23 protein-coding genes are annotated in these 25078 nt (G+C 70.2%); 18 read left to right on the top strand and 5 right to left on the bottom strand.

Annotation, left to right across the window (positions count from 1 at the left end):
* Positions 1 to 16 precede the first annotated feature (16 nt).
* A complete protein-coding gene (gene cls / locus QSK18_RS14945) occupies positions 17 to 1468 on the bottom strand; it encodes a cardiolipin synthase (RefSeq protein ID WP_232811751.1) in 1452 nt (483 codons plus the stop codon).
* A 231-nt stretch (positions 1469 to 1699) separates the two neighbouring features.
* On the opposite strand from cls, the gene phoU reads away from it, so the two are divergent.
* Positions 1700 to 2413 (top strand): phosphate signaling complex protein PhoU, encoded by a 714-nt coding sequence (gene phoU / locus QSK18_RS14940; protein WP_232811752.1) that lies wholly within the window; start codon positions 1700 to 1702, stop codon positions 2411 to 2413.
* Between the two features lie 3 nt (positions 2414 to 2416).
* On the opposite strand, the gene manD is transcribed toward phoU, so the two are convergent.
* Positions 2417 to 3646, bottom strand: coding sequence for a D-mannonate dehydratase ManD (gene manD / locus QSK18_RS14935; protein WP_232811753.1), 1230 nt, complete (start codon positions 3644 to 3646; stop codon positions 2417 to 2419).
* Positions 3647 to 3864: 218 nt separating this feature from the next.
* Between manD and QSK18_RS14930 the strand changes: the two genes are divergently transcribed.
* The 12 genes from QSK18_RS14930 to QSK18_RS14875 all read left to right on the top strand — a co-directional run bounded on the left by QSK18_RS14930 (position 3865) and on the right by QSK18_RS14875 (position 18111).
* Complete coding sequence (locus QSK18_RS14930; protein ID WP_285619672.1) at positions 3865 to 4890, top strand: NAD-dependent epimerase/dehydratase family protein; 1026 nt, start codon at positions 3865 to 3867, stop codon at positions 4888 to 4890.
* Positions 4891 to 5018: 128 nt separating this feature from the next.
* A complete protein-coding gene (locus QSK18_RS14925; RefSeq protein ID WP_352396540.1) occupies positions 5019 to 6203 on the top strand; it encodes a zinc-dependent alcohol dehydrogenase in 1185 nt (394 codons plus the stop codon).
* A 47-nt stretch (positions 6204 to 6250) separates the two neighbouring features.
* Positions 6251 to 8362, top strand: coding sequence for a catalase (locus QSK18_RS14920; RefSeq protein WP_285619670.1), 2112 nt, complete (start codon positions 6251 to 6253; stop codon positions 8360 to 8362).
* A gap of 27 nt (positions 8363 to 8389) precedes the next feature.
* Complete coding sequence (locus QSK18_RS14915) at positions 8390 to 9574, top strand: cytochrome P450 (protein ID WP_285619668.1); 1185 nt, start codon at positions 8390 to 8392, stop codon at positions 9572 to 9574.
* Positions 9575 to 9648: 74 nt separating this feature from the next.
* Positions 9649 to 10497 (top strand): SDR family oxidoreductase, encoded by an 849-nt coding sequence (locus QSK18_RS14910; RefSeq protein WP_352396560.1) that lies wholly within the window; start codon positions 9649 to 9651, stop codon positions 10495 to 10497.
* 24 nt (positions 10498 to 10521) lie between these two features.
* Positions 10522 to 11343, top strand: a complete 822-nt coding sequence (locus tag QSK18_RS14905; protein WP_285619664.1) for an SDR family NAD(P)-dependent oxidoreductase — start codon at positions 10522 to 10524, stop codon at positions 11341 to 11343.
* Between the two features lie 3 nt (positions 11344 to 11346).
* Complete coding sequence (locus QSK18_RS14900; protein ID WP_285619662.1) at positions 11347 to 11760, top strand: ChaB family protein; 414 nt, start codon at positions 11347 to 11349, stop codon at positions 11758 to 11760.
* Positions 11761 to 11901: 141 nt separating this feature from the next.
* Positions 11902 to 12141, top strand: coding sequence for a hypothetical protein (locus QSK18_RS14895; RefSeq protein ID WP_285619660.1), 240 nt, complete (start codon positions 11902 to 11904; stop codon positions 12139 to 12141).
* Positions 12142 to 12257: 116 nt separating this feature from the next.
* Positions 12258 to 13580, top strand: a complete 1323-nt coding sequence (locus QSK18_RS14890) for an ANTAR domain-containing protein (protein WP_285619658.1) — start codon at positions 12258 to 12260, stop codon at positions 13578 to 13580.
* A gap of 64 nt (positions 13581 to 13644) precedes the next feature.
* On the top strand, positions 13645 to 14673 hold the full coding sequence (locus QSK18_RS14885) for a chemotaxis protein CheB (protein ID WP_285619656.1): 1029 nt from the start codon (positions 13645 to 13647) through the stop codon (positions 14671 to 14673).
* Positions 14670 to 16580 carry a CheR family methyltransferase gene (locus tag QSK18_RS14880; RefSeq protein ID WP_285619654.1) on the top strand — a complete coding sequence of 637 codons (1911 nt, stop codon included), beginning with the start codon at positions 14670 to 14672 and terminating at the stop codon, positions 16578 to 16580. Before QSK18_RS14885 ends, QSK18_RS14880 begins: the two co-directional genes overlap by 4 nt.
* A 142-nt stretch (positions 16581 to 16722) precedes the next feature.
* Positions 16723 to 18111: a GAF and ANTAR domain-containing protein gene (locus tag QSK18_RS14875; protein ID WP_285619650.1), complete on the top strand. Its 1389-nt coding sequence runs from the start codon at positions 16723 to 16725 to the stop codon at positions 18109 to 18111.
* Positions 18112 to 18156: 45 nt separating this feature from the next.
* On the opposite strand, the gene QSK18_RS14870 is transcribed toward QSK18_RS14875, so the two are convergent.
* Complete coding sequence (locus QSK18_RS14870) at positions 18157 to 18996, bottom strand: glucose 1-dehydrogenase (protein ID WP_285619649.1); 840 nt, start codon at positions 18994 to 18996, stop codon at positions 18157 to 18159.
* Positions 18997 to 19165: 169 nt separating this feature from the next.
* Here QSK18_RS14870 and QSK18_RS14865 point away from each other — a divergent pair, with 169 nt between their 5' ends.
* Positions 19166 to 19606: an SRPBCC family protein gene (locus QSK18_RS14865; protein ID WP_285619648.1), complete on the top strand. Its 441-nt coding sequence runs from the start codon at positions 19166 to 19168 to the stop codon at positions 19604 to 19606.
* Between the two features lies 1 nt (position 19607).
* Here the strand turns inward: QSK18_RS14865 and QSK18_RS14860 are convergent, their stop codons facing one another.
* Positions 19608 to 20222 (bottom strand): DUF2238 domain-containing protein, encoded by a 615-nt coding sequence (locus QSK18_RS14860; protein ID WP_232811764.1) that lies wholly within the window; start codon positions 20220 to 20222, stop codon positions 19608 to 19610.
* A gap of 187 nt (positions 20223 to 20409) precedes the next feature.
* Here QSK18_RS14860 and QSK18_RS14855 point away from each other — a divergent pair, with 187 nt between their 5' ends.
* Positions 20410 to 20856: a phage holin family protein gene (locus QSK18_RS14855; protein ID WP_232811765.1), complete on the top strand. Its 447-nt coding sequence runs from the start codon at positions 20410 to 20412 to the stop codon at positions 20854 to 20856.
* On the top strand, positions 20853 to 21440 hold the full coding sequence (locus QSK18_RS14850) for a DUF3618 domain-containing protein (RefSeq protein ID WP_285619645.1): 588 nt from the start codon (positions 20853 to 20855) through the stop codon (positions 21438 to 21440). Before QSK18_RS14855 ends, QSK18_RS14850 begins: the two co-directional genes overlap by 4 nt.
* 33 nt (positions 21441 to 21473) lie before the next feature.
* Here QSK18_RS14850 and QSK18_RS14845 read toward each other — a convergent pair whose 3' ends face one another.
* Positions 21474 to 22151 carry a TetR/AcrR family transcriptional regulator gene (locus QSK18_RS14845; protein WP_285619643.1) on the bottom strand — a complete coding sequence of 226 codons (678 nt, stop codon included), beginning with the start codon at positions 22149 to 22151 and terminating at the stop codon, positions 21474 to 21476.
* A gap of 125 nt (positions 22152 to 22276) precedes the next feature.
* Here QSK18_RS14845 and QSK18_RS14840 point away from each other — a divergent pair, with 125 nt between their 5' ends.
* Positions 22277 to 23827: an MFS transporter gene (locus QSK18_RS14840; protein ID WP_285619641.1), complete on the top strand. Its 1551-nt coding sequence runs from the start codon at positions 22277 to 22279 to the stop codon at positions 23825 to 23827.
* Between the two features lie 150 nt (positions 23828 to 23977).
* Positions 23978 to 25027: a YihY/virulence factor BrkB family protein gene (locus QSK18_RS14835; protein ID WP_285619639.1), complete on the top strand. Its 1050-nt coding sequence runs from the start codon at positions 23978 to 23980 to the stop codon at positions 25025 to 25027.
* The last annotated feature ends 51 nt before the right edge of the window (positions 25028 to 25078 follow it).

Here is a 25078-nt window from a genome sequence, read left to right as displayed (position 1 = left end):
GGACGTACCGGGCGGCCTACATCAGGGCCGCGGTCAGCCGGCACACGTTGTCCAGGTACCGCCGGCGCCACGGCTCGCGCAGCCACTCCTCCAGAGTCAGCTCGCGCGAGACCGAGCGGTAGAGCTCGTCGTTGGCCTGCAGGCGCTTGACCAGGTCACCGCCGTAGCCCAGCAGCATCACCTCGTAGGTGAGCGCGAACGAGCGGAAGTCCATGTTGGACGAGCCGATCACCGCCACCTCGTCGTCCACCGTCAGGTACTTGGCGTGCAGCACGGCCGGCGCCGGGTAGAGGTGGATGTGCACCCCGGCCTCCAGCAGCGCCCGGTAGTAGGAGCGCTGGGCGTGCCCGACCAGGAACTGGTCGGCCTGCTCACCCACGAACAGCTCCACCCGCACCCCGCGGTAGGCGGCGGTGGTGATGGCCGCCAGCAGCGACTCGTCGGGCACGAAGTACGGGCTGGTGATCGCCACCCGCTCGGCCGCCAGGTGGATCAGGCTGACGAACAGCCGCAGGTTGGGCTCGGTCGGGAAACCCGGGCCGGAGGGCACGATCTGCATCGCGCTCTCGGCGTTCTCCTCCCCGAGCAGCACCGGGCGCCGGGGTTCGACGATGTGGCCGGTCTCGATGTACCAGTCGGTGGCGAACACCGCCTCGACCGCCAGCACCACGTCGCCGCGCACCTCCAGCGACAGGTCGCGCCAGGCCCGGCCGATCTGGCGGTTGTGGTCGCTGCCGTAGTGCGGGGCGATCAGGTTGTGCGAGCCGACGAACGCCACCTCACCGTCGACGACCAGCAGCTTGCGGTGATTGCGCAGGTCCGGGCGGCGCCAGCGGCGCTGCAGCGGGTTGATCGGCATCATCAGGTGCCAGTCGATCCCGGCGGCGGTCAGCCGCTGCCGGAACTCCTTCCAGTGCGGGTACCTTCGCGAACCGAGGTGGTCCAGCAGCAGGCGCACCGGTACACCCCGCCCGACCGCCCGGGCCAGGGCGCCGAAGAAACGGTCGGTCTCCTCGTCCCAGCTCATGATGTAGAACTCGACGTTCACGTAGTGCTGGGCCCGGTCCACCGCCTCGGCCATCGCGGTGAAGGTGGCGCGCGGGTCGTCGTGCAACGCCTCGGGCCGGCCCTCGACGCAGGGCAGACCGGTGAGAACCCGGTTCTGGTGCAGCAGACCGGCCAGGGCCGGTGAGGGCGGCACGCCGGGCGGGTGCAGCGGGAGGTGCGCGGTGCGCTCGGCCAGGATGTGGTTGGCCTGGGCCTGGATCTTGTAGCGGCGGCCGCTCACGTACGGGCTGCCGATCAGCCAGTACAGCGGGAAGCCGACCAGCGGCAGGAAGAGGATCAGCAGGAGCCAGGCCGACGACGACGCCGGACGGCGGTTCTCCGGCACGGTCCCGACGGCGACGAACTTGATCGCGTACTCGCCCACCAGGAACGCCGTGGTCACCACCTGTTCCCATGCCATGAGGGCAGAGCGTAGGCCCCGGACCGGTCGTGAACTCGCGGTGGCCAGGAGATTCACGGTCGGCGACGGTCGATTCCGCCTGCCGATCGATGATTATCGTTTCGCCATGATCTGCGACAATGAGCCGATGGCAGCTCGGATGGTTGCGATCATCATGACCTGCCCGGAGCGGGTCATGGGTCGAAACGCCGGCCAAGGTGACCTGACCGCACACCCGGGGAGCCCTGGAACATGACCGGCGAACGCAACACCATCGAGACCGACCTGCGACGTGTCGACGAACTGCTCCTGCAGTTGTGCGAGCACGCCGACCTGGCCATGCGCCGCGCCACCGAGGCCCTCACCCGCTGCGACGTGGCCGTGGCCCAGCAGGCGATCGACGCCGACCAGGAGATCACCGCCCTGCACCTGGAACTGGAGCACCGGCTGCTGTACTCGATGGCCCGGCGCAACCCGGTCGCCACCGACCTGCGCCGGATGCTGGCCGCCCTGCGGGTGGGGGCCGACCTGGAGCGGATGGCCGCCCTGGCCCGGCACGTGGCCAAGCTGGCCCGGCGCCGCTACCCCCGGTGCGTGGCCCCCGGCACCTCGCACGAGCAGGTGGTCGCGATGGGCCGGGTGGCCGCCCAGGGCATCGGCCTGACCCACACCCTGCTGGTCGACCGGGACGTCTCGGTGGTCGACGAGATCATCGCGGTGGACGACGAGATGGACCGGCTGCACCGCGCCCTGCTGGCCATGCTGGTCGCCCCCGAGTGGGAGAGCACGCACGGGATCGAGTCGGCCGTCGACCTGACCCTGCTGAACCGGTTCTACGAGCGGTACGGCGACCACACCGTCACGATCGCCCACCAGGTGCACTTCATCGTGACCGGGGTCCACCGGGAACCCCGGCCCCGGGTGGTCATCCGCTCCCGGGGCCCGGCCCTGTCCCTGCCCAGCTGACTCCTACCAGTCGTGCACCGTGCCGTCGGCCAGCCGGTTGAACGGCAGATAGGCGCGCTGGTACTCGTGTTTCGCCGCCTCGGCCAGGTTGAGCTCCACCCCCAGGCCGGGCTGCTGCCCCGGGTGCAGCAGCCCGTCGGTGAACGTGAACGACTGCTCGAACACCTCGTTCGTGCGCGCGCCGTGCTGCATGTACTCCTGGATCCCGAAGTTGTGGATCGCCAGGCCCAGATGCATCTGCGCCGCCAGCCCGACCGGTGAGATGTCGGTCGGGCCGTGCATACCCGACTTGATCTGGTACTGGCTCGCGTAGTCGAGCACCTTCTTCAGGTGCGTGATCCCCCCGGTGTGGGTGACCGCGCTGCGCACGTAGTCGATCAGCTGCTCCCGGATGATCAGCTGGTAGTCCCACACCGAGTTGAAGATCTCCCCGATCGCCAGCGGCGTGGTGGTGTGCTGACGCACCAGCCGCAGCGCCTCCTGGTTCTCGGCCGGGGTCACGTCCTCCAGCCAGAACAGGTCGTACGGCTCCAGCGACTTGCCCAGCTTGGCCGCCTGGATCGGGGTGAGCCGGTGGTGCGAGTCGTGCAGCAGCGGCAGTTCCGGCCCGAACTCGTTGCGCACCGCCTCGAACACCGTGGGCACGTGCCGCAGGTAGCTGCGGGTGTCCCAGTCCTCCTCGGCCGGCAGGTCACCACGCTGGGCCGGTTCGTGGTCGTAACGACCACCGTCGTAGGTGGCGTTCGAGGCGATGCCGTAGATCGACTTCAGGCCCGGCACCCCGGTCTGCACCCGGATCGCCTTGTAACCCTGCTCCTGGTGGGCGCGAATGCTGTCGAACAGCTCCGGCAGCTCCTTGCCCGAGGCGTGCCCGTAGGCCAGCAACCCGTTCCGCGAGGCCCCACCCAGCAACTGGTACAACGGCATCCCGGCCGCCTTGGCCTTGATGTCCCACAACGCGGTGTCCACCGCGGCGATCGCCGCCATCGTCACCGGGCCCCGCCGCCAGTACGCACTGCGGTACAGGAACTGCCAGGTGTCCTCGATCCGCGAGGCATCGCGCCCGATCAGCAGCGGCACCACGTGTTCCTCGAGGTAGGCGACCACGGCCAGTTCCCGGCCGTTCAGGGTGCCGTCGCCCAGACCCACCACCCCGTCGGCGGTCTCCAGCCGGAGGGTGACGAAATTGCGGTCGGGACTCGTGACGACGACATCGGCCTTGACCAGTTGCACGGTTCTCCTTCGGATCACGCTTCATCGAGTGCGTGACACAGACGCTAGGCAGGACCGGCGGATCTTGACAAGGGCTTCCGGGTCGGACGCCCCCCTACCCGGAAGGGGCGACGAGGTGCAGGTTCTCGATCGCCGTCCGAGGGCCACCTCGAGCGGCGGGGCGGCCGCATCCCAGGCAACGTCGCCCCTGACCGCCGGAGAACAACCGAAGGATGAGCATGCGGATCGTCATCACCGGGGCGAGCGGCAACCTGGGCTCGGCCCTGCTGCGGGAGCTGACCGGCAACGACCACGAGATCATCGGTGTCTCGCGCCGGGCCCCGGCCGGGCCACCCGCGGGTGTGCAGTGGCAGCCTCTCGACCTGTCCGACCCGGCCGCCCGCGAGGACCTGGTGCAGACCTTCCTCGGCGCCGACGCGGTGGTGCACCTGGCCTGGAAGATCCAGCCCGGTCACGACGAGGCCACCCAGCGCCTGACCAACGTGATCGGCGCCGACCACGTGCTCACCGCCGCGGCCACCGCCCAGGTGCCCCATCTCGTCGTGGTCTCCTCGGTGGGGGCCTACTCGGCCGGACCCAAAGACCGCGAGGTCGGCGAGGAGTGGCCCACCGAAGGTGTGCCCAGCTCGGTGTACGGCCGGCACAAGGCCGCCGTCGAGCGGCTGATGGACCAGTTCGAGCGGGACCATCCGGGCACCACGCTCACCCGGGTGCGCCCGGCCCTGGTGTTCCAGGCCGCGGCCGCCGGTGAGATCGCCCGGATCTTCCTGGGCCCGCTGGTACCGACCGGGCTGGTGCGCCGGGTGCGCCCGCCGGTGGTGCCGCTGCCCGGAGAACTGGTGATCCAGGCGGTGCACGCCGACGACGTGGCCACTGCGGTGCACACGCTGCTGCGCACCCGGGCCGGCGGCGCCTTCAACGTGGCCGCCGAACCGGTGCTGCATCCCGCCGACCTGGCCCACGCCCTGGGGGGACGACGCACCGGACTGCCCCTGGCCGTCCTCCGCGGGCTCGCCGACCTGACCTGGAGGCTGCGACTGCAGCCGACCGAGCCGGGCTGGATCGACCTGGCCGCCGGCGTACCGGTCATGTCCACGGCGAAACTGCGGGAACTCGGATGGCGACCGCGGTACACGGCCGTGGAAGCACTGGACGAACTGCTGCTGGCCCTGCGCGGACGAAAGGGTGATTCCCGTTTCCCACCACTGGGTTCACGGCGCACGGACAGGTCGGCGAACTACTGAGAACGGCTTCGACTGGCATACGGATCGGTATCTGGCAGAGTCGCAGGCGAGTGCCCCACCGGCCGGATTCGGCCGGTCCGTGGAGAACACCGCGGATCCGACTTGTACCAGTGTGATCGGAGCCTGCGTTGAAAGCTGTGACCTGGCAGGGTAAAGAAGACATTCGCGTCGAGACCGTCCCCGACCCGGTGATCCAGGACCCGACCGACGTGATCGTGAAGATCACCTCGACCGGCCTGTGCGGTTCGGACCTGCACCTGTACAACCCGCTCGGGCCCTTCCTCGACCCGGGCGACATCCTCGGCCACGAGCCGATGGGCGTGGTGGCCGAGGTCGGCCCGCAGGTGACGAAACTGAAGCCGGGCGACCGCGTGGTGGTCCCGTTCAACATCTCCTGCGGCACCTGTTTCATGTGCGGCCAGGGTCTGCAGTCCCAGTGCGAGACCACCCAGAACCGTGAACAGGGCATGGGTGCCTCGCTTTTCGGGTACACCAAGCTCTACGGCCAGGTGCCCGGCGGTCAGGCCGAGTACCTGCGGGTGCCGTTCGGCGACACGCTGCCGATCAAGGTGCCCGACGAGGGCCCGGACACGCGCTGGCTGTTCCTGTCCGACGTGCTGCCCACCGCCTGGCAGGCCGTGCAGTACGCGAACGTCCCCCAGGGCGGCTCGCTGGTGGTCCTGGGCCTGGGGCCGATCGGTGACATGGCCACCCGGGTGGCCATGCACCAGGGCGCCGGCCAGGTGATCGGCGTGGACCTCGAGCCGGACCGGCTGGCCCGCAGCGCGGCCCGCGGGGTGCAGACCATCGACCTGCGCCAGCACGAGAACGACGTCACCGAGGTGATCCGCGAGCTCACCAACGGCCGCGGCCCGGACTCGGTGGTCGACGCGGTCGGCATGGAGGCTCACGGCTCGCCCGGCGCCGGGGTGGCCCACAAGGCCGTCGGCTTCCTGCCCAGCCCGATCGCCCGCAAGCTGATGCAGACCGCCGGGATCGACAAGCTGCACGCCCTGCACCTGGCCATCGACCTGGTACGCCGCGGCGGCACGGTCTCGCTCAGCGGGGTCTACGGCGGCGAGGCCGACCCGCTGCCGATGATGACCATGTTCGACAAGCAGATCCAGCTGCGCATGGGCCAGGCCAACGTCTGGCGCTGGGTGCCCGAGATCCTGCCTGTGCTGCAGGCCGGCGACCCGTTCGGGGTCGAGGGTTTCGCCACCCACACGCTGCCGCTGGACGAGGCCCCCAGTGCCTACGCGCAGTTCCAGAAGAAGCAGGACGGCATGGTCAAGGTCGTCTTCCAGCCCTGAGAGATCCGAGAGAACAACGAATCTCTTCAACCAGCACAGGAGATCGCATGCCCACTCGACGCAAGCCCGACCAGAGCGCACCCGAGGCGGTCTCGCCGACCGGGGCCGGCACCGGCGAGCGCGAGGACACGGTCGACCCCCGGGCCCAGTCGGGTGACCACCTCACCACCGCCCAGGGGCTGCGGCTGCCCGACACCGACCATTCGCTGAAGGCCGGCGAGCGCGGCCCGACGCTGATGGAGGACTTCCACTTCCGCGAGAAGATCACGCACTTCGACCACGAGCGGATCCCGGAACGGGTGGTCCACGCCCGCGGGGCGGCCGCGCACGGCGTGTTCGTCTCCTACGGCACCGGCGCGAGCGTGACCAAGGCCCGGTTCCTGGCCGAGAAGGGTCACGAGACTCCGGTTTTCGTGCGGTTCTCCACCGTCCTGGGCTCGCGCGGCTCGGCCGACACGGTGCGCGACACCCGGGGTTTCGCCACCAAGTTCTACACCGACGAGGGCAACTTCGACCTGGTCGGCAACAACATGCCGGTGTTCTTCATCCAGGACGGGATCAAGTTCCCGGACATCATCCACGCCGGCAAGCCGCACCCGGACCGGGAGATCCCGCAGGCCCAGTCGGCCCACGACACGTTCTGGGACTTCGTCTCCCTGCACACCGAGGCCACCCACCACACCTTCTGGAACATGAGCGACCGGGGCATCCCGCGTTCCTACCGCACCATGGAGGGTTTCGGCGTCCACACCTTCCGGCTGGTCGACCGCAAGGGCAACACCCACCTGGTCAAGTTCCACTGGAAGCCGGTGGCCGGCGTCCACTCGCTGGTGTGGGAGGAGGCGCAGATCGCCGCGGGGGTCGACCCCGACTTCCACCGCCGCGACCTGGCCGACGCGATCGAGGCCGGTGCCTTCCCCGAGTGGGAGCTGGGCGTGCAGGTGATGCCCGACGACGGCACCGAGACCTTCGAGGGCATCGACCTGCTCGACCCCACCAAGATCGTGCCCGAGGAACTGGTCCCGGTGCAGAAGCTCGGCCGGCTCACCCTGAACCGGAATCCGACCAACTACTTCGCCGAGACCGAGCAGGTCGCCTTCCACACCGGCAACCTGGTGCCGGGCATCGAGGTCACCAACGACCCGCTGATGCAGGCCCGGATGTTCTCCTACTTGGACACCCAGCTCACCCGGCTGGGCGGGCCGAACTTCAGCCAGCTGCCGATCAACCGGCCGCACGTCCCGGTCAACGACATGCTGCGCGACGGCATGCACCAGACCGCCATCCACACCGGGGTCGCCCCGTACCGGCCGAACAGCCTCGACGGCGGGCTGCCCGAGGTCGATCCGGAGCAAGGCTACGTGCAGACCCCGCGCCGGATCGAGGGCAACGCGGTGCGGGCCAACCCGGTCTCGTTCGACGACCACTTCACCCAGGCGGCGATGTTCTACCGCAGCCTGACCACGCTGGAGCAGCAGCACATCGTCGAGGCCTTCACCTTCGAGCTGGGCAAGTGCTATGAGCAGTCGGTGAAGGAACGCGAACTGCTGGTCCTGGCCCGGGTCGACGGCGGACTGTGCGAGCAGGTGGCCGAGGGGCTGGGCCTGCCCGTGCCGAAGGGCGTCGAGGCGGTCGGCGAGGTCGTCCTCTCCCCCGCCCTGTCGCAGGTGGTCGCCGTGCCCGGGCCGATCGCCGGCCGCAAGATCGGCGTGATCGCCGACTCGGACTCGGACATCGCCGGTATCCGCTCGCTGCGCAAGGCGCTGCTCAAGCAGGGCGCCGAACTGCTGGTCATCGCTCCGCACGGCGGGTTCATCGGCAAGGGCCGGAACAAGGAGGTGGTGCAGCGCACCGTGCTCACCGCCCGCTCGATCGAGTTCGACGCCGTGGTGGTGGCCGGCGGCACCGGGCACGAGCCGGACATCAAGACGGTGATCCTGCTGCAGGAGATGTACCGGCACGCCAAGGCGGTCGGGGCCTGGGGCGACGCCGTCGAGGTGCTCACCGGTTCCGGCATCCCGGCCGACGGCCCGGGCGTGCTGCAGGCCTCCTCGGCCGACAAGGCCTTCACCACCGAACTGATCGCCACCCTCGGCCTGCACCGGGTCTGGGAGCGCACCGCCGCGGTGATGGCCGACGAGGTGGCACCCGTTCGATGAGGGTTCGATGAAGGGTCAGTAAGAACAATGGACGCTCTCCCGCGCCTTCTGCGCGACGGTTACCTCTGGCGCCCGGGTCGGGGCCGGCTGGCCGGCCTACGCTTCACCGGGGTCAGGGGTACCGACGGGCTGCAGTTCTTCTACGACGAGAAGAACATCCGCCGCGCCGGCGCCGTCCCCGAGCCGATCCTTTCCACGTTATTCGGCCACGGCGCCGTGCACACGCTCGACGGAGACGCCCACCGGCACCGCAAGGCGATGTTCACCGGACTGCTCATGCCGCCGGAGGCGGTGGCCGGGCTGACGGTCGCGGTGATGAAGGCGTGGGAGGCCGAGCGTCCACGGTGGGCCCGGGCCGAGGAGGTCGTGATCTTCGACGCCTCGGCCCGGGTCCTCACCCGGGCCGTCACCGGGTGGGCCGGGCTGGACGTGCCCGACAGCGAGATCGACGGTCTCCGAGACGATCTGGTCTCTCTGGTGGACGGGTTCGGTTCGGCCGGCCGGCGGCACTGGCGGGCGCGGGCGGCCCGCTACCGCCGGGAGAAGTGGCTGGCCAACGTCGTGAGTGACGTTCGTAGCGGTGCCCTCGAAGCGCCGGAAGGATCTGCCCTGCAGATCATCTCGGAACACCGCGACGCCGACGGCAGGCTACTGCCCGAGCGCACCGCCGCGGTGGAACTGCTCAACGTGCTGCGACCGACCGTGGCGATCTGCTGGTTCGTCACCTACGCGGCCCACGCCCTGCACTTCTGGCCGCAGCACCGAGAACGCCTCGCCTCTGGTGACACCGCCTTCGCCACCGCGTTCAGCCACGAGGTGCGCCGCTACTACCCCTTCGCCCCGTTCGTCGGAGGCCGGGCCGCCACCGACACCGAGTGGCGAGGCGCCCCGATCCGGCGGGGTACAACCGTGCTTCCCGACCTCTACGGGCAGAACCACGACGAGGAGCTCTGGCCGCAGCCTCAGGATTTCCGGCCTGAGCGCTTCCTCGAGAACCCACCCGGAGCCTGGGATCTCGTACCGCAGGGTGCGGGTTCCCCGGAGACCGGTCACCGCTGCCCTGGGGAGCGCATCGTCGTGGGCGTGCTGGAGGCGCTGGCCATGCGGCTGGCGGCCAGCACCTACGACGTGCCTGCCCAGGATCTCGGCATCCGGTCGAACCGGCTGCCGGCCAGGGTGAGCAGCGGGTTCGCCGTCCATAATTTTTCTTGAAAGACGCTGTTGGGAAAGGGATTTCTTTGAGCAACGATCAGTACACCTTCGCCAATCCGGCCGAGCAGTACCAGATGCGGCAGCCCGAGGAGCAGTACCAGGAGGGTCCCGGGCTGGACCAGAAGCTGAGCCCGAAGGCCGACCACGGGGAGCAGTCCTACCGTGGCACCGGCCGGCTGAGCGGGCGTAAGGCGCTGATCACCGGGGCAGATTCGGGGATCGGCCGGGCGGTGGCGATCGCCTACGCCCGCGAGGGTGCCGACGTGGTGCTTTCTTACCTGCCCGACGAGCAGCCCGACGCCGACGAGGTGGCCGAACTGGTGCGCGCGGCCGGGCGTAAGGCGGTGCTGGCGCCGGGAGACATTGCCGACGAGAAGTACGCCCGCGCCCTGGTGCACACCGCGGCGAAGGAGCTGGGCGGGCTGGATCTGGTGGTCAACGTGGCCGGGCGACAGCAGACCGCCGAGCGGCTGGAGGACATCACCTCCGAGAGCTTCGACCAGACCATGCGGACGAACATCCACGCCATGTTCTGGGTGATCCAGGAGGCGCTGCCGCACCTGCCGGCCGGTTCCTCGATCATCAACACCAGCTCGGTGCAGGCCTACAGCCCCTCGCCCACCCTGGTCGACTACGCCACCACCAAGGCCGCGATCAACACCTTCAGCAAGGCGCTGGCCCAGCAGCTGGCGCCGCGGGGTATCCGGGTGAACGTGGTTGCCCCGGGCCCGATCTGGACGCCGTTGCAGGCAGCTGGAGGGCAGCCGCCGCAGGCGCTGCCGGAGTTCGGGCAGCAGACCCCGCTGGGCCGCCCGGGGCAGCCCGCCGAACTCGCTCCCGCGTACGTCTACCTGGCGTCGGCCGAGTCCAGCTACACCGTCGGCGAGACGCTCACCGTCACCGGCGGCATGCCCACCCCGTAAGCCCTTTCGCGGAAGGTCGAGACCATGCGCAGACTGGCCGTCGTCACCGGTGCCTCCACCGGGATCGGGTTCCACCTGGCGCGACAGTTCGCGCTGCACGAGTTCGACCTGCTGATCACCGCGAACGAGGACCTGGGCCCCGCGCAGGCCGATCTGGAGGCTCTCGGGGCCCGGGTCACCGCGGTGCGCGCCGACCTGCGGCAGTACGACGAGATCGAGGATCTGTACGCCCGGATCCGGGCGGCCGGGCCGATCGACGCGCTGGCCCTGAACGCCGGCGTCGGGGCGAGCGGGCCGTTCGCCGAGGGCTCCGGCCCGGGCACCGCACCGAGCCTGACCCAGGAGCTCGACCTGGTGGCGGTCAACGTCACCTCGCTGGTGCACCTGGCCCGGCGGGTGCTGCCCGACCTGGTCGGGCAGGGCGCCGGGAAGGTGCTGATCACCTCGTCGGTCGCAGCCACCCAGCCCGGGCCCTACGAGGCCGTGTACGCCGCCTCCAAGGCGTTCGGCCACTCCTTCGCCCAGGGCCTGCGCACCGAACTGAAAGACAGCGGCGTGAGCGTCACCGTCCTGCTGCCCGGGCCGGTGGCGACCAGCTTCTTCGACCGGGCCGAGATGGGCGACACCCGGCTGGGCGCGGGCCCCAAGGACGATCCGCAAGAGGTGGCCCGGCAGGCCTACGAGGCCCTGATGGCCGGGAAGGACCAGGTCGTCGCCGGGTCGGTGGTCAACCAGGTGCTGGTCACCGCCGAGCGGTTCCTGCCCGAGCGGGTGAAGGCCGCGGCCCACCAGATCCTCAGCCGGCCGGGTTCCGCACCGGGGCACCCGGACAAGGAAGGAAGCTGAACGATGCCCAAGACCACCCGGGGCGGCCGCCCGAAGCAGAGCGAGCTGCCCTCCACCTTGCAGCATTCCGACGACAAGGCGCAGCGCACCTTCACCAAGACGTACGACTCGGCGATCGAGGAGTACGAGGGTGACGAGCGGCGTGCCCACCAGGTGGCCTACGCCGCCCTGAAGCACACCCACGAAAGGGTCGGCGACCGCTGGGAGCCGAAGGAGGAGAAGGGGCCCTCCGACGCCCGGGCCGAGGGCGGACGGGACAGCGACCGCCCGACCGCGGGCGGGGTGAACGCCAACGCCACCAAGAAGCACCTGCTCGAGGTGGCCCGGCGGCTCGACGTCACCGGGCGCTCGAAGATGTCCAAGGACGAACTGGTCCACGCCATCCAGAATGCGAACGAGCGGGCCCGACGCAGCTGACCAGCGAGCCTTCTCCTACGATCAGACGATCTTCGGCCGACCGGATCCACACCGGCGCGCGTCACGGGTAGACAAGGACGTGCGGTTCTGGGCGTCGAAACCAGCGACCAACCCGGGAACCGGCCCTCTGAGGACCGTTTCATGGCATCCTTCCCCGTTCTCGCCGGTGGCCGCGCCGGTCTCGGCGCCGTTCGGACCGTCCGCGTCGCCGAGGTCTGCCGCCGGCTCGAGGTCGAGTTCGCCGCCCACCCCGCCGACCTGGTGCGGGCGACGTGCGCGACATGTCTGCACTCCCTGGATCCGTGCTCTCCGGAAGCCGTGCCGGAGCTGCTCTACCGGCTCGCGAGCCAGCGGCTGGCCGACCTCCCGGCCGGGCCATGAGCCTGCACCGCGACGCGGGCGGTGGCATCCTTGATCGCGGCAGAGACCAGACCGGGGACCGCCCCCCTCCCCTCGGCCGGGCGGCGACCGAGCACGGAAGCGGGAGGCCCGAAGTGATGTCGCAGAACCGGATGCTCGACGAGAAGGACCAGCCGGCCGTGGTCTCCACCCACGCGCCGGGCCGGCCGCCGAACGAGGCTCTGCTCATGCTCCGCTCGGCCCAGCAGACCCTGCAGACTCCGGCCGCCACCCAGAGCTGGCCGCCGTCCGCCGAGGCCCTGAACCAGGTCGCCGCCGATCTTGCGGTGGCCGAGGAGGAGCTGACGGTCCAGCTCGCCGAACTGGACACCGCGGCCCGGGCCCGGGCCCGGGGCCGGGCCCTCACCCGGCAGGTGATCGACGGTCTGCCGGTCGCGGTGCTCACCACCTCACCGACCGGTGAGGTGCTGGAGGCCAACCCGGCCGCCGAGGAACTCCTGCAAGCGACCGTCCACGAACTGCGAGATACCGAAACGGTTTTCAGCTCCTTCGCCCCCGACGAGCGCCGCGCCGCCCGCGACCTGCTGCACCGGGTCACGCACGAGACGGACACCACCCACGCCTCGCTGAGCCTGCTCCCGAGTGGGGGCGCCCCGGTGCCCTGCGCGGTGATCGCCACCCGCGCCCGGCCCGAGGACGGGCCGGTCCAGGTCCGCTGGGTCCTCCAGCCGGTCCTCACCCCGGGCCCGGCCGGTCCGGCCTATCAGGAGACGCTGGTGGAGCTGGCCCGGCTGGGAGTCGGCGACACCGATCTGACCACGCTGCTGCGCCGGGTGGCCGAACTGGCGGTGCAGGCGGCTCCGGCCGTCGCAGCCGCGTCCCTTCTCCTGGGCGATCCGGCCGATCCGGCCGGCATCGTCTCCACCTCGCCCCTGGCCCAGGCCGGCGACGGGCTGCAGTACATGAGCAGCACCGGCCCGATGTTCGAGGCCTACGCCACCGGCTCACCGGTGTCGACCGTCGATGCCCTGGGCGACCAGCGCTGGCCCGACCTGGCCCGGGGGGTCGGTGAGGCGGTGAGCTCGGGGTCCTGGCTCGCCCTGCCACTGGTCCTTCAGGAGCAGCCCATCGGTGTCCTGATGCTGTACGGCGACGTGGGGCACACCCTCGCCGAACCGGCCCTCGAACAGCTGGCGCCCTTCGCCCAGGCCGCCGCCACCCTGGTCCGGGACAGCCGGACGATCGAGCAGATGCGGTCCGGGCAGGAACAGCTGCGCCAGGCGCTCGCCTCCCGGGCCGTCATCGACCAGGCCAAGGGCATGATCATGCTGAGCCGCCGGTGCTCGGCCGAGGAGGCGTTCGCGGTGCTGGTCCGGATGAGCAACGACAGCAACCGCAAGATCCGGGAGCTGGCCACCGAGCTGGTCGCAGATGCGGTCCAGGGCCGTCCGCCGGTGTAATAGGGTCACTTGATCAGCTCTCGAGCCAACGGGAACCGATCACGATCCGACGGAGGTTGGCCACGTGGCTCAGCGAGACGTGGTTGTCGTCGGAGCGAGCGCCGGCGGGGTCGAGGCGATCACGAAACTGCTGTCCCCGCTGCCGGCCGACCTGCCTGCCTGCGTCCTGGTGGTCCTGCACACCCCGCCCTCCGGGGTGAACGCCCTGGCCACCATCCTGGACCGGGTCACCGCACTGCGGGTGGTGGCCGCTCAGGGCGAGACGCCCCTGGCCCGGGGCACGGTGATCGTGGCCCGCCCCGATCACCACCTGCTGGTGGTGGACGACCGGGCGATCCTGACCCGGGGGCCACGGGAGAACGGCCACCGGCCCGCTGTCGACGTGCTGTTCCGGTCGGCGGCCCGGGCGCTGGGCCCGCGGGTGATCGGGGTCGTGCTGTCCGGTGCCCTGGACGACGGGTCCGCCGGCCTGGTCTCGGTCCGCAACGAGGGCGGTGTCGCCGTGGTGCAGGATCCGCGGGACGCCTCGCAGCCGAGCATGCCCCGTAGTGCCATCGCGGCGGTGACACCGGACGTGGTCCTGCCGGTCGCCGACCTGCCCGCAGCGCTGATGGAACTGATCGGCGTGGAGGTGCCCCAGAGCGTGCCCGGGCCGGACCACCACCTGCTGGAGCAGGAGATCGCCGTCTCCCGGATGGACCCGGAGGCGATCGACGCACACCAGCGACCGGGCGTCGCGGCCGGGCTGTCCTGCCCGGACTGCCACGGCCCGCTCTTCGAGATCGACGAGAACGGTTACCTGCGCTACCGCTGCCGGGTGGGTCACGCCTGGTCGGTGCAGAGTCTCCTGGCCCAGACCGACGCGGCGCTGGAGGGTGCCTTGTGGATGGCGTTGCGCACGCTGGAGGAGAAGTCCTCGCTCGCGGCCGACATGGGTGAGCGCGCTACCCAGCGCGACCAGCCTCTGGCCGCCGCCCGGTTCAACGATCAGGCCACCGAGTCCCGGTCGGCCGCCGGGCTGATCCGGCGGATGCTGCTGGAACGCAGCGACGACGGGGACGGATCCCCGGCGGAGGCAGCCGAGAGCGCATGAGCACCGACGACGGGTGCCCCGTCGGCGCCGATCCCGAGAGCACGAGGGCCGCAAGGAACGTGGACCCGGAGTTCGAGCTGCTGCTGCAGCATCTCAAGGAGGCCCGCCGGTTCGACTTCACCGGTTACAAGCGCACCAGCCTGATGCGCCGGGTCGACCACCAGATGCAGAGCGCCCAGATCAGCACCTACGCCGACTACCAGGACTACCTGGAGCTCAACCCGGACGAGTTCACCAACCTGTTCAACACCATCCTGATCAACGTCACCAGCTTCTTCCGGGACGCCGAGGCCTGGACCCAGCTGCGCAACGAGATCCTGCCCCAGCTGATCGAGCACAAGGGCGGGGCCCCGATCCGGATCTGGAGCGCCGGCTGCGCCACCGGGGAGGAGGCCTACAGCCTGGCCATCAGCCTGGCCGAGGAGCTGGGGGTGCAACGGGTGCGGGACCAGGTCAAGATCTACGCCACCGACGTGGACGAGGAGGCCCTGGCCGAGGCCCGCACCGCCACCTTCAGCGAACGGCAACTGCGCAACGTGCCGCGCGAGCTGGTGGAGAAGTACTTCGAGAACTCCGGCCAGCGCTACACCTTCAGCAAGGACCTGCGCCGCTCGGTCATCTTCGGCCGCAACGACCTGCTGCAGGACGCCCCGATCTCACACATCGACCTGCTGCTGTGCCGCAACACCCTGATGTACTTCAACGCCGAGACCCAGTCGAGCATCGTCCGGCGGCTGCACTTCGCCCTGGAGGACACCGGGGTGCTCTTCCTCGGCAAGGCCGAGATGCTGCTCACCCACTCGTCGTTGTTCGCCCCGATCGACCTCAAGCGGCGGTTCTTCCGCAAGGTGGTGGCGAACAACCCCCGCACCGAGCGCGGGCTGCTGATCGGCTCCACGGCCGGCTACGGCCAGCCCGCGACCGGCGACTACCAGGGAAAGATCCGCCAGGAGGCACTGACCTCGAGCCCGGTGGCGCAGATCCTGCTCGATCTGGAGGGCCGGCTCCTTCTCAGCAACCAGCGCGCCAACACGATGTTCGGCCTGACCTCGCGCGAGATCGGCCGTGCGCTGCAGGATCTCGAGCTGTCCTACCGGCCGGTGGAACTGCGCTCGCACATCGACCAGGCGGTGAGCGACCGCCGGCCGGTCTGGGTGCGCGACGTGGAGTGGACCCGGGGCGCCACCTCGCTGTGGCTCGACATCCAGATCGCACCGCTGCTGGATCGCGACGGCCAGCTCCTGGGCACCAGCATCTACTTCACCGACGTGTCGCGGTACCGGCAGCTGCAGGGCGAGCTGGAGTACGCGCACCGCCAGCTGGAGACCGCCTACGAAGAGCTGCAGTCGACCAACGAGGAGCTCGAGACCACCAACGAGGAGCTGCAGTCGACGGTGGAGGAACTCGAGACCACCAACGAGGAGCTGCAGTCGACCAACGAAGAGCTCGAGACGATGAACGAGGAACTGCAGTCGATGAACGACGAACTCCAGTTCAGCAACACCGAACTGCGGGAACGCACCGACGAGGTGTCCCGGCTGAACGGCTTCATGGAGATGGTGCTGACCGCCCTGCAGGCCGGCATCACCGTGGTGAACCGCGACCTGCAGGTGCAGGTCTGGAACTCCAGGGCCGAGGAGCTGTGGGGGGTGCGTCAGGAGGAGGCCGTCGGGCAGCACCTGCTGAACCTCGACATCGGCCTGCCGATGGAGCGCCTGCGCCCGTTGATCAGGCAGGTCCTGGCCGGCGACGGTAGCGGTGAGGGCGGGGGTGAACAGGCCTCGGTCACGGTGGACGCGGTCAACCGGCGGGGACGCGGGGTCCGGGTCACCGTGACCGTGAGCCCGTTGCACCAGCACAACGACCAGACGGCCGGCGCACTGATCGTGATGAGCCTGCCGGAGTGAGCGGTGTCCCGGATGTGGCCGTTGCGGCGTACTGCGCTGGACTGACCCGCCGGTCTGCCATAGCGTGGCGATGAGCGTGCTGTCGCCTGTCTAGCCACGGCCGGTACATGGTGCCCTCTCGGTATCGGGAGGATGACCGATGATGTCTGCCACACCTGTCCCCACCACTTCCCAGATAGACAACTTCCTGGTTCAGCTGAACCACCGTCGGCAGACCCTCCAACACCTGGCCCACGAGGGGGAGCACGAGACCCGCGACCTCGCCCAGCAGCTGCTCCTGGCTGCCGAGGAGCTCCAGGTCCAGCAGGAAGAGATGCGCGACGCCCGCCGCCGCCTGTCGGCCGGGGCGACGGAGAACGACGCCTACTTCCGTTCGTCGCCGCACCCCGGTGTCATCACCGACCTGAACGGCGTGATCCTGCGTACCAACGCGAGTCTCGACGACCTGATCCACCGACGCCCCGAGCAGGGCGCACGGCCGATCGCCACCTGGTTCCAGACCGCCGACCGGGCCCGCATCCGGACGATGATCGGTAGGCTGCAGCGCAGCGTGAGGTCCCGGCAGGATACCAGCGCGGCCGACCAGGGCGTACTGCGTCTACCCGGAGGCGAGCTGCGCGCGGTGATCGTCGCGGTCACCACCGCCACCGAGATGCGCACCGGGGCGCCGGTTCTGCGGTGGGAACTGCGCACCGATCTGAGCGACCCGACACCGGCCGCGGAGCCCCGGCTGCGGGTGATCAGCAATGCCCTCGACGGGGACGACCTCGCGGCCGAGGGCGAGGGGGCCGACCCGATCAGCCCATTGGCGGACCCGCGGGGGCACGTCTCGTTCGCCCTGGCCGAGTCCCTGGCCGCGATGGCCGGGCAACTGGCCGGGTGCACCGAGCGGGCCGATGTGCTGGCCGGTGTGCTCGAGGGGGCGATCGCGATCATCCCCGGGGCGCAGCGCGCAGCGGTCATGCTGAAACGCGGCGGTGAACTGACCGTGGCCGCCGGCAGCGACGATGCGGCCCTCGCCTGCGAGCGGGCCCAACTGTCGGCCGAGCACCGCCCGGCCCAGGGCCCCGCGGTGCAGGCCGAGGCCGGGCACCACGTGGTGGCGGCCACCCTCACCGACCAGCAGAGCCAGTGGCCGTTGCTGAGCACCGTCGCCGCCCGGGCCGACATCCGGCGCGTCATGGCAGTTCCGCTGACCTACGGCGAGCACCCCCTGGGCGTGCTCAGCGTGTACTCCGGGCAGAGCAGCGCCTTCGGCCCGGCCGCCCGGAACCTGGCCGCGCTGGTCGCGGTGCAGGCGGCGATAGCGCTGTCCCGGCTGGAACGCGAAGAGCACCTGCGGTTCGCCATGAAGTCGCGCCAGCACATCGGCGAAGCGGTCGGGGTCCTGGTGGAACGCCACCGGATCCTGCCCGACGAGGCCTTCCAGCGTATGGTGAAGGCGTCTCAGCACCGCAACGTGAAGGTGCGTGAGATCGCCGAGGCCGTGGTCACCACCGGGCAGGACCCGGAAGACATCCAGCTGTTCTGAACCGGCCGGCCTGGTGGCGGGACCTCGCCACCAGGCCGATCGCGTCTACAGGACCGGCTTGCCGCCGGTGACTGCGATGCGGGCTGCCGAGACGTAGCTGGACTCGTCCGAGGCCAGCATCACGTACACCGGAGCCACCTCGGCGGGTTGCCCGGGTCGGCCCAGCGGCGTGTCCTTGCCGAAGCTCTCCACCTTCTCCGGCGGCATGGTGGCCGGAATCAGCGGCGTCCAGATCGGGCCCGGGGCAACGCTGTTCACCCGGATGCCCTTCTCGGCGAGTAGGCCGGCCAGGCCCGCGGACATGTTGGCGATGGCGCCCTTGGTGGCCGCGTAGGGCATCAGCCCGGGGTTGGGGGTGTCGGAGTTGACCGAAGACGAGCCGATGATGCTGCCACCGGCCGGCATGTGCGGCACTGCAGCCTTGGCCAGGTGGAAGTAGGCGCTGAGGTTGGTGGCGATGGTGCGGTCCCACTCCTCGTCGCTCACGTCCTCGATCGTGTCGTAGACCGCCTGGTAGGCGGCGTTGCTCACGAGCACGTCGATCCGGCCGAACTCGGCCACGGTCTTCTCGACGATCGACCGGCAGTGGGCCGGCTCGGACACGTCACCGGGAATCAGCACGACCTTGCGCCCGGCCTCCCGCACCCACTTCGCGGTGTCCTCGGCGTCCTCGTGCTCGTTGAGGTACGAGACGACGACGTCGGCACCCTCCCGGGCGTAGGCGATGGCCACGGCGCGGCCGATACCGCTGTCGCCACCGGTGATCACGGCGATCTTGCCTTCCAGGCGGCCGGAGCCGCGGTAGCTCTTCTCGCCGTGGTCGGGCACCGGATCCATCGCTGCGGTGGTGCCGGGGACGTCCTGTTGCTGGGCCTTGGGGGCCATGGAGCCTCCTGGTGTCGGATGAGGCGTGCGCCGCGCGGGTTCTGCTCACCGCGAGGCCGGCTCCGCAGAAGGCGGGCCGGGCATCCATCAGTCTTGCCCAGGCCGACAGGCCTGCCACTCGGGGTGGTCTGCGGTTGCCCGCCGCGACCGCGACCGGTGGAATGGCCCAATGATCGAGGTCCAGCGGCTCGTGAAAGCTTCCCCGCAAGACGTTTTCTCCGTCCTGTCCGACGGGTGGCTCTATTCCGGCTGGGTGGTTGGCGCCTCGCGCATCCGGTCGGTCGACGCGAACTGGCCGGCGGTCGGCTCGCGGATCCATCACTCCTTCGGGGTGTGGCCGGCCGTGATCGACGACAGCACCTCGGTCCTGGACTGCGTGCCGGACCACCGGTTGGTGCTCAAGGCCCGCGGCTGGCCGATGGGTGAGGCCACCGTCTTCCTCGAACTGGAGGAGGCCGACGGCGGCTGCCTGGTGCACATGCAGGAGGACGCCACGGCCGGTCCGGGCAAGCTGGTTCCCAAGCCGGTGCGGCAGGTCAGCATCGCCCCGCGCAACACCGAGAGCCTGCGCCGGCTCCAGCTGATCAGTGAGGGACGCAAGACGCGCTGACTCAGAGGCGGCGGGAGGTGCGCCAGGCGGTGATCGCCCCCGCGGTCATCGCCCCCAGGGTGCCCAGCACCTCGTCGCCCAGGGTGTCGGTGTAGGCGGTGTCCAGCTCGGTACCGCCCCGGATGAACGCGTAGTACTCGCCGACCTCCCAGAAGATCGCCATGATCGCGCCCACCCCGGCCACCAGCAGCACGATCTCCCAGCCCGGGCGCGCCCTTCCGCGCTCCCCCCGGGTGATCAGCAGCCCGGTCCCGAGCCCCAGGAACATCCAGTTGACGAAGTGGTTGGCGTCGTCCCACCAGACCAGCGAGTCGTACAGGTCGAGCGTGTTGCCGGTGACGTCGATCAGGTAGGGCAGCATGATCCAGGCGAAGGCCGCCCACGGCGGGTCCTGCCGCCGGGTGGTCACGAACCACCAGATCACCGGCACGGCCAGCATCATCGCCGGGTACAGCACCAGCCGGGCCCCGAAACCCTTGCCCTCGAACTGTTCCAGCCCCGAGGCGAAGAACGTGGCCACCAGCAGCTGCCCCACCGTCAGCACCAGCAGGACGACACAGGCTACGGCGGCGACCGGCCAGGACCGGGCCGGGCGGGTGATCACGGGTTCGCTCATGACGGGAAGTATTCCGTGATCTTGGGCGGCCCGGCCTCCGCCCAAGGTCGCATCCGCACGGCCCGACATCGTGCACTTTCGTCGCACCGCCGGCCCGGGTGCTGCTCCAGCGGTGTCCGCTCGGGATGCGGTCGCGCTGGTCAGACCTAGATTCGAGGGGAACCGCAAGGCCGACCTTGGAGAAGCCATGAGCGTGACGAACGAAAGGCCGCCGAGCCCGGCGGCCGCTCCTGGCCCGGTACCCACGGGTCACGAGAAGTCGACCCCGGAGCTGGTGCAGGACCTCACCCGGCTGGTGCCCCAGCTGGCCCGGCAGGAGGTCGAGCTGGCCAAGGCCGAGCTGGCCGAGAAGGCCAAGCACGCCGGGGTCGGCGTGGGCGCCTTCGGCGGCGCCGGCCTGGTCGCCCTGTTCGGGGTCGGCGTCCTGGTCGCCGCGGCCGTCCTGGGCCTGGCCGAGGTGCTTCCGGCCTGGGCCTCCGCGCTGATCGTGGCCGCCGTCCTGCTCCTCGTCGCCGGGGTCATGGCGATGGTCGGGCGCAAGCAGATCAAGCAGGCCACCCCGCCGGTCCCGACCCAGGCCGTGAACAGCACGAAGCACGACGTCGAGGCCGTCAAGGAGAGTGCCCACCGATGAGCGACGCGAAGGACACCTCGGACACCGAGCAGCTGCGCGCCGAGATCGACCACACCCGCGACGAGCTCGCCGAGACGGTCGAGGCGCTGGCCGCGAAGGCCGACGTCAAGGGCCGGGCGACCGAGAAGGTGCACGAGGTGCAGGAGACCGCGAAGGCCCGCGCCCGTGACCTCCAGGAGAGCGCCAAGGTGCACGCGATGGCGGCCAAGAGCACCGCCACGGAGCAGGCGCAGCAGGTGGCCGAGCGGGCCAAGGTCGCCACCGGCACCGCCCGCACCGTCGCCACCGAGCAGGCCCAGCACGTGGCCGAACGGGCCAAGGTCGCCACCGGCACCGCCCGCACCGTCGCCACCGAGCAGGCCCAGCACGTGGCCGAACGGGCCAAGGTCGCCACCGGCACCGCCCGCACCGTCGCCACCGAGCAGGCCCAGCACGTCGCGGCCCAGGCCAAGGTGGTCACCGAGCAGGCCAAGGTGAAGACCCAGGAGCAGCGTCAGGACAAGCCCTGGCTGCTGCCCGCGCTCGGCGGTCTGGCCGGTCTGCTCACCGCCGTCCTGGTCTGGCTCCGGCGCCGCAACCGCTGACCCGTCGCCCCGGCACCATCACGCCCCTGCCCGTCAGCCCCGGCTGATCACGGGCAGGGGCGTCGGCGCGCTCCGGGCCGGGCGCAGCCCGTCGAGGATGACGCCGATCACCCGCTGGTAGATGTCCGGTCCGCTCTTGTGGGCGGCGAAGTCGATGCTGCTCACCGCGGCCATGGTCAGGGCGAACAGGTCGCTCGCCACCAGGTCGTCGCGGATCACCCCGGCCTCCTGGCACCGGGCCAGCATGCGGTCGAGGTACTCGCCCATCCGGACGTGCTGCTGGTGCACCATGACCTCCACCCGGTCGGGTGAGGTGCCCCGCGACCAGCCGACGCTCTCGGAGTAGCTGCCGATCACGAAGTCGCGAAAACCCCGGTCGCCGGAGAACCGGCGCACGCCGCCCTCGAAGAACGCGACGAACCCCTCCCACGGGTCAGGTGCCTCCACGGCCAGCCGCACCTGCTCCAGCGCCTCCTCGAAACGACGCTGGAACAGCGCCAGGATCAGCTCGTCCTTGTTGGGGAAGCGCCGGTACACGGTGGCCACCCCCACCCCCGCGCGAGCGGCCACGTCGGCCAGGGTGGCGTGCAGGCCGTCGGCGGCGAAGACTTCCGAGGCCGCCTCGAGGATGCGCTCGGTGACGCTCTCATTCGCCTCGGCCCCGCCGACAGGGGTTCCGCTGTCGTTGCCGCCCGCGGAGGAACTGTTCACCCGACGAGGGTACCAACGCGGAACAACTATTCCGCTACAGTGGTGGCAACCCCGGAACATCTATTCCGCCTCAACCCCGCGCAACCTGACTCCGCGCGGGGCCGATCCGCCGGAAAGGCCACCCCATGTCCGACCGCTCTCCCGCAGCGGCTCCGCACACGACAGCGCTCAACGGCGAGCACTCCCCCACCCCGAGTTCCGGCCACCGCGGCGCCACCCGCGCCCAGTGGCTGGTGCTCGGCCTGATCTCCATCGCCCAGCTGATGGTCGTGCTCGACGCGACCATCGTGAACATCGCCCTGCCGGCCGCACAGACCGACCTGAGCTTCGACGACGCACAGCGGCAGTGGGTGGTCACCGCCTACTCGCTGGCCTTCGGCAGCCTGCTGCTGATCGGCGGCCGGCTGAACGACATGTTCGGCAACAAGCTCGGATTCCTGGTCGGGCTGGTCGGTTTCGCCGCCGCGTCGGCCGTGGGCGGCTGGGCCCCGAGCATCGAGGTCCTGATCGCGGCCCGCGCCGCCCAGGGTGCCTTCGGCGCACTGCTGGCCCCGGCCGCACTGGCCATGCTCACCATCACCTTCGCCGGTTCCGCGGACCGGGGCAAGGCGTTCGGCATCTTCGGCGCGGTGGCCGGTTCCGGCGCAGCCATCGGCCTGCTGCTGGGCGGCGCCCTGACCGAGTACCTGTCCTGGCGCTGGTGCCTGTACGTGAACGTGCTCTTCGCCGTCATCGCCCTGGTCGGCGGCCTGCGTCTGCTGCCGGCCAACGAGCGCGAGGGCGGCCGCCCGGCCTTCGACTGGGCCGGCTCGATCCTGGCCGTGGCCGGAATCTTCTTCGTGGTCTACGGTTTCGCCCGGTCCGAGACCGAGGGCTGGGGCGACACCCTGACCGTGGTCAGCCTGGTCGCCGGCGTGCTGCTGGTGATCGGCTTCGCGGTGGCCGAGCGTCTGGTCGCGCACCCGCTGCTGCCCATGCACATCCTGCTCGACCGGGTCCGCGGCACCTCCTACCTGGTCATGCTGACCTCCGCGATCGGCATGTTCGCGGTGTTCCTGTTCGTCACCTTCTACGTGCAGCAGGTGCTCGGATACTCGCCGATCCAGTCCGGTTTCGCCTTCCTGCCGATGGTGTTCGCGATCGGTGTCAGCGCCCAGTTCAACGGCACGCCGGCCTTCCAGACGAAGATCGGCTCGAAGATGCAGGTGGGCGTCGGCTCGCTGCTGGCCGCCGCCGGCATGCTCCTGTTCACCGGTTTCGGCCTGGACAGCAGCTACGTCACCGCGCTGCTGCCCGGCCTGGTGCTCACCGGCCTGGGCCTGGGCTGCATCTTCGCCGTCGCGATGGGCTCCTCCACGATCGGCGTGGAGGCCCACCAGGCGGGCGTGGCCTCGGCCACCGTGAACACCTCGCAGCAGGTGGGCGGTTCGATCGGGGTGGCGCTGCTGAGCAGCGTCGCGGCCTCGGCGGCCACCGACTACCTGACCACCAACGCCGCCGGCGGGGTCACCCCGGCGCTGGCCGCACAGGCCCAGTTGGCCTCGTACGACGCGGTCTTCGTCTGGTCGGCGGTGTTCTTCGCCGTCACCGCGGCACTGGCCTTCGCGCTGTACCCCAGCCGTTCCGTCACCGCGGCCCTGGCCGCCGACAACGAGAACGTCGCTGTGCACATGTGATCGGACCGAACTGAACCGGCAACGGACGGGTGCGGGCCCCGAAGAGGGGCCCACACCCGTCCGTTTTTGGTTCTGAACAGCACTTATGGGGGTTTTCACCGGGTGCCCTCTCGACCGGCGGGCCCCCGCCGGGGGCGCCACCATGAGCCCATGTGGGGAACCAAGCGACGAAACCCGGAAGAAAGCGACCAGCTACCGGACGAGAACCCGGCTGAGTCGCCCACCGAACTGCCCAAGAAGTCCTGGCTGAAAGTACTGAAAGGCGCAGGCAAGGAGTTCTCGGAGGACAACCTCTCCGACTCCGCCGCCGCCCTCACGTACTACGGCATCCAGGCGCTGTTCCCGGCCCTGGTGGTGCTGATCTCGCTGCTCGGCTTCGCCGGTCCCGACACCATCAAGGAGATGCGGGACAACATCAAGCCGGTGTTGCCCGGCAGTTTCAGCGGAACCCTCGACAGCATCCTGCTCCAGGTCGGCGACAAGCCCGCCTCGGCCAGCTTCGCCTTCGTCCTGGGTCTGGCCACCGCCCTGTGGTCGGCCTCCGGCTACGTCGCCGCATTCATGCGCGCCTCCAACGTGGTCTACGACATCCCCGAGGGCCGGCCGATCTGGAAGACCCTGCCCACCCGGATCCTGACCACGCTGGTGCTGCTGGTGCTGCTCATCGTCGCGGCCCTGATGGTGGTCTTCACCGGCCCGCTCGCCCAGCAGGCCGGCGATCTGCTCGGCCTGGGCGACGCCGCGGTCACCGCCTGGAGCATCGTCAAGTGGCCGGTACTGGTGCTGATCATGATGCTGGTGCTCGCGATCCTGTACTGGGCCTCGCCGAACGCCAAGCATGGCTTCAAGTGGGTCACCCCGGGCGGCATGCTCGCGGTGGTGCTGTGGCTGGTCGCCTCGGCCGGGTTCGGCTTCTACGTGGCCAACTTCTCCAGCTACGACGCCACCTACGGCACCTTCGCCGGAATCATCATCTTCCTGATCTGGATGTGGATCTCGAACCTGGCCATCCTGCTGGGCGCGGAGTTCAACGCCGAGCTGGAGCGGGCCCGGGCCGAGCAGGACGGCCTGCCCGAAGGGGCCGAGCCCTACGTGCCGCTGCGGGACACCCGCAAGCTGGACGAGGACGAACTGGCCGAGGTGGAAGGGTCGCGCCGGCACCTGCGTCCCGACCGTGGGGGCGACTCCGGCAGCGCGTGACGGTCAGCGCTGGGTGAGGGCGGCTGCACCGTCCGGGTGAGCGGGTCACTC

The organism is Kineosporia sp. NBRC 101677 (assembly GCF_030269265.1).
Classification (GTDB): Bacteria; Actinomycetota; Actinomycetes; order Actinomycetales; family Kineosporiaceae; genus Kineosporia; species Kineosporia rhizophila.
The sequence above is the reverse complement of the archived record's forward strand: the minus strand, read 5'-3'. Positions and strand labels throughout refer to the sequence as shown.

Excerpts from the sequence above, each read along its gene's own strand:
- QSK18_RS14880 (WP_285619654.1), top strand. The coding sequence starts at position 14,670 with ATGAGCACCGACGACGGGTGCCCCGTCGGCGCCGATCCCGAGAGCACG.
- QSK18_RS14890 (WP_285619658.1), top strand. The coding sequence starts at position 12,258 with ATGTCGCAGAACCGGATGCTCGACGAGAAGGACCAGCCGGCCGTGGTC.
- phoU (WP_232811752.1), top strand. The coding sequence starts at position 1,700 with ATGACCGGCGAACGCAACACCATCGAGACCGACCTGCGACGTGTCGAC.
- QSK18_RS14850 (WP_285619645.1), top strand. The coding sequence starts at position 20,853 with ATGAGCGACGCGAAGGACACCTCGGACACCGAGCAGCTGCGCGCCGAG.
- QSK18_RS14920 (WP_285619670.1), top strand. The coding sequence starts at position 6,251 with ATGCCCACTCGACGCAAGCCCGACCAGAGCGCACCCGAGGCGGTCTCG.
- QSK18_RS14875 (WP_285619650.1), top strand. The coding sequence starts at position 16,723 with ATGTCTGCCACACCTGTCCCCACCACTTCCCAGATAGACAACTTCCTG.
- QSK18_RS14855 (WP_232811765.1), top strand. The coding sequence starts at position 20,410 with ATGAGCGTGACGAACGAAAGGCCGCCGAGCCCGGCGGCCGCTCCTGGC.
- QSK18_RS14840 (WP_285619641.1), top strand. The coding sequence starts at position 22,277 with ATGTCCGACCGCTCTCCCGCAGCGGCTCCGCACACGACAGCGCTCAAC.
- QSK18_RS14870 (WP_285619649.1), bottom strand. The coding sequence starts at position 18,996 with ATGGCCCCCAAGGCCCAGCAACAGGACGTCCCCGGCACCACCGCAGCG.
- QSK18_RS14895 (WP_285619660.1), top strand. The coding sequence starts at position 11,902 with ATGGCATCCTTCCCCGTTCTCGCCGGTGGCCGCGCCGGTCTCGGCGCC.
- QSK18_RS14915 (WP_285619668.1), top strand. The coding sequence starts at position 8,390 with ATGGACGCTCTCCCGCGCCTTCTGCGCGACGGTTACCTCTGGCGCCCG.
- QSK18_RS14835 (WP_285619639.1), top strand. The coding sequence starts at position 23,978 with ATGTGGGGAACCAAGCGACGAAACCCGGAAGAAAGCGACCAGCTACCG.
- QSK18_RS14910 (WP_352396560.1), top strand. The coding sequence starts at position 9,649 with ATGCGGCAGCCCGAGGAGCAGTACCAGGAGGGTCCCGGGCTGGACCAG.
- cls (WP_232811751.1), bottom strand. The coding sequence starts at position 1,468 with ATGGCATGGGAACAGGTGGTGACCACGGCGTTCCTGGTGGGCGAGTAC.
- QSK18_RS14905 (WP_285619664.1), top strand. The coding sequence starts at position 10,522 with ATGCGCAGACTGGCCGTCGTCACCGGTGCCTCCACCGGGATCGGGTTC.
- QSK18_RS14860 (WP_232811764.1), bottom strand. The coding sequence starts at position 20,222 with ATGAGCGAACCCGTGATCACCCGCCCGGCCCGGTCCTGGCCGGTCGCC.
- QSK18_RS14900 (WP_285619662.1), top strand. The coding sequence starts at position 11,347 with ATGCCCAAGACCACCCGGGGCGGCCGCCCGAAGCAGAGCGAGCTGCCC.
- QSK18_RS14930 (WP_285619672.1), top strand. The coding sequence starts at position 3,865 with ATGCGGATCGTCATCACCGGGGCGAGCGGCAACCTGGGCTCGGCCCTG.
- QSK18_RS14865 (WP_285619648.1), top strand. The coding sequence starts at position 19,166 with ATGATCGAGGTCCAGCGGCTCGTGAAAGCTTCCCCGCAAGACGTTTTC.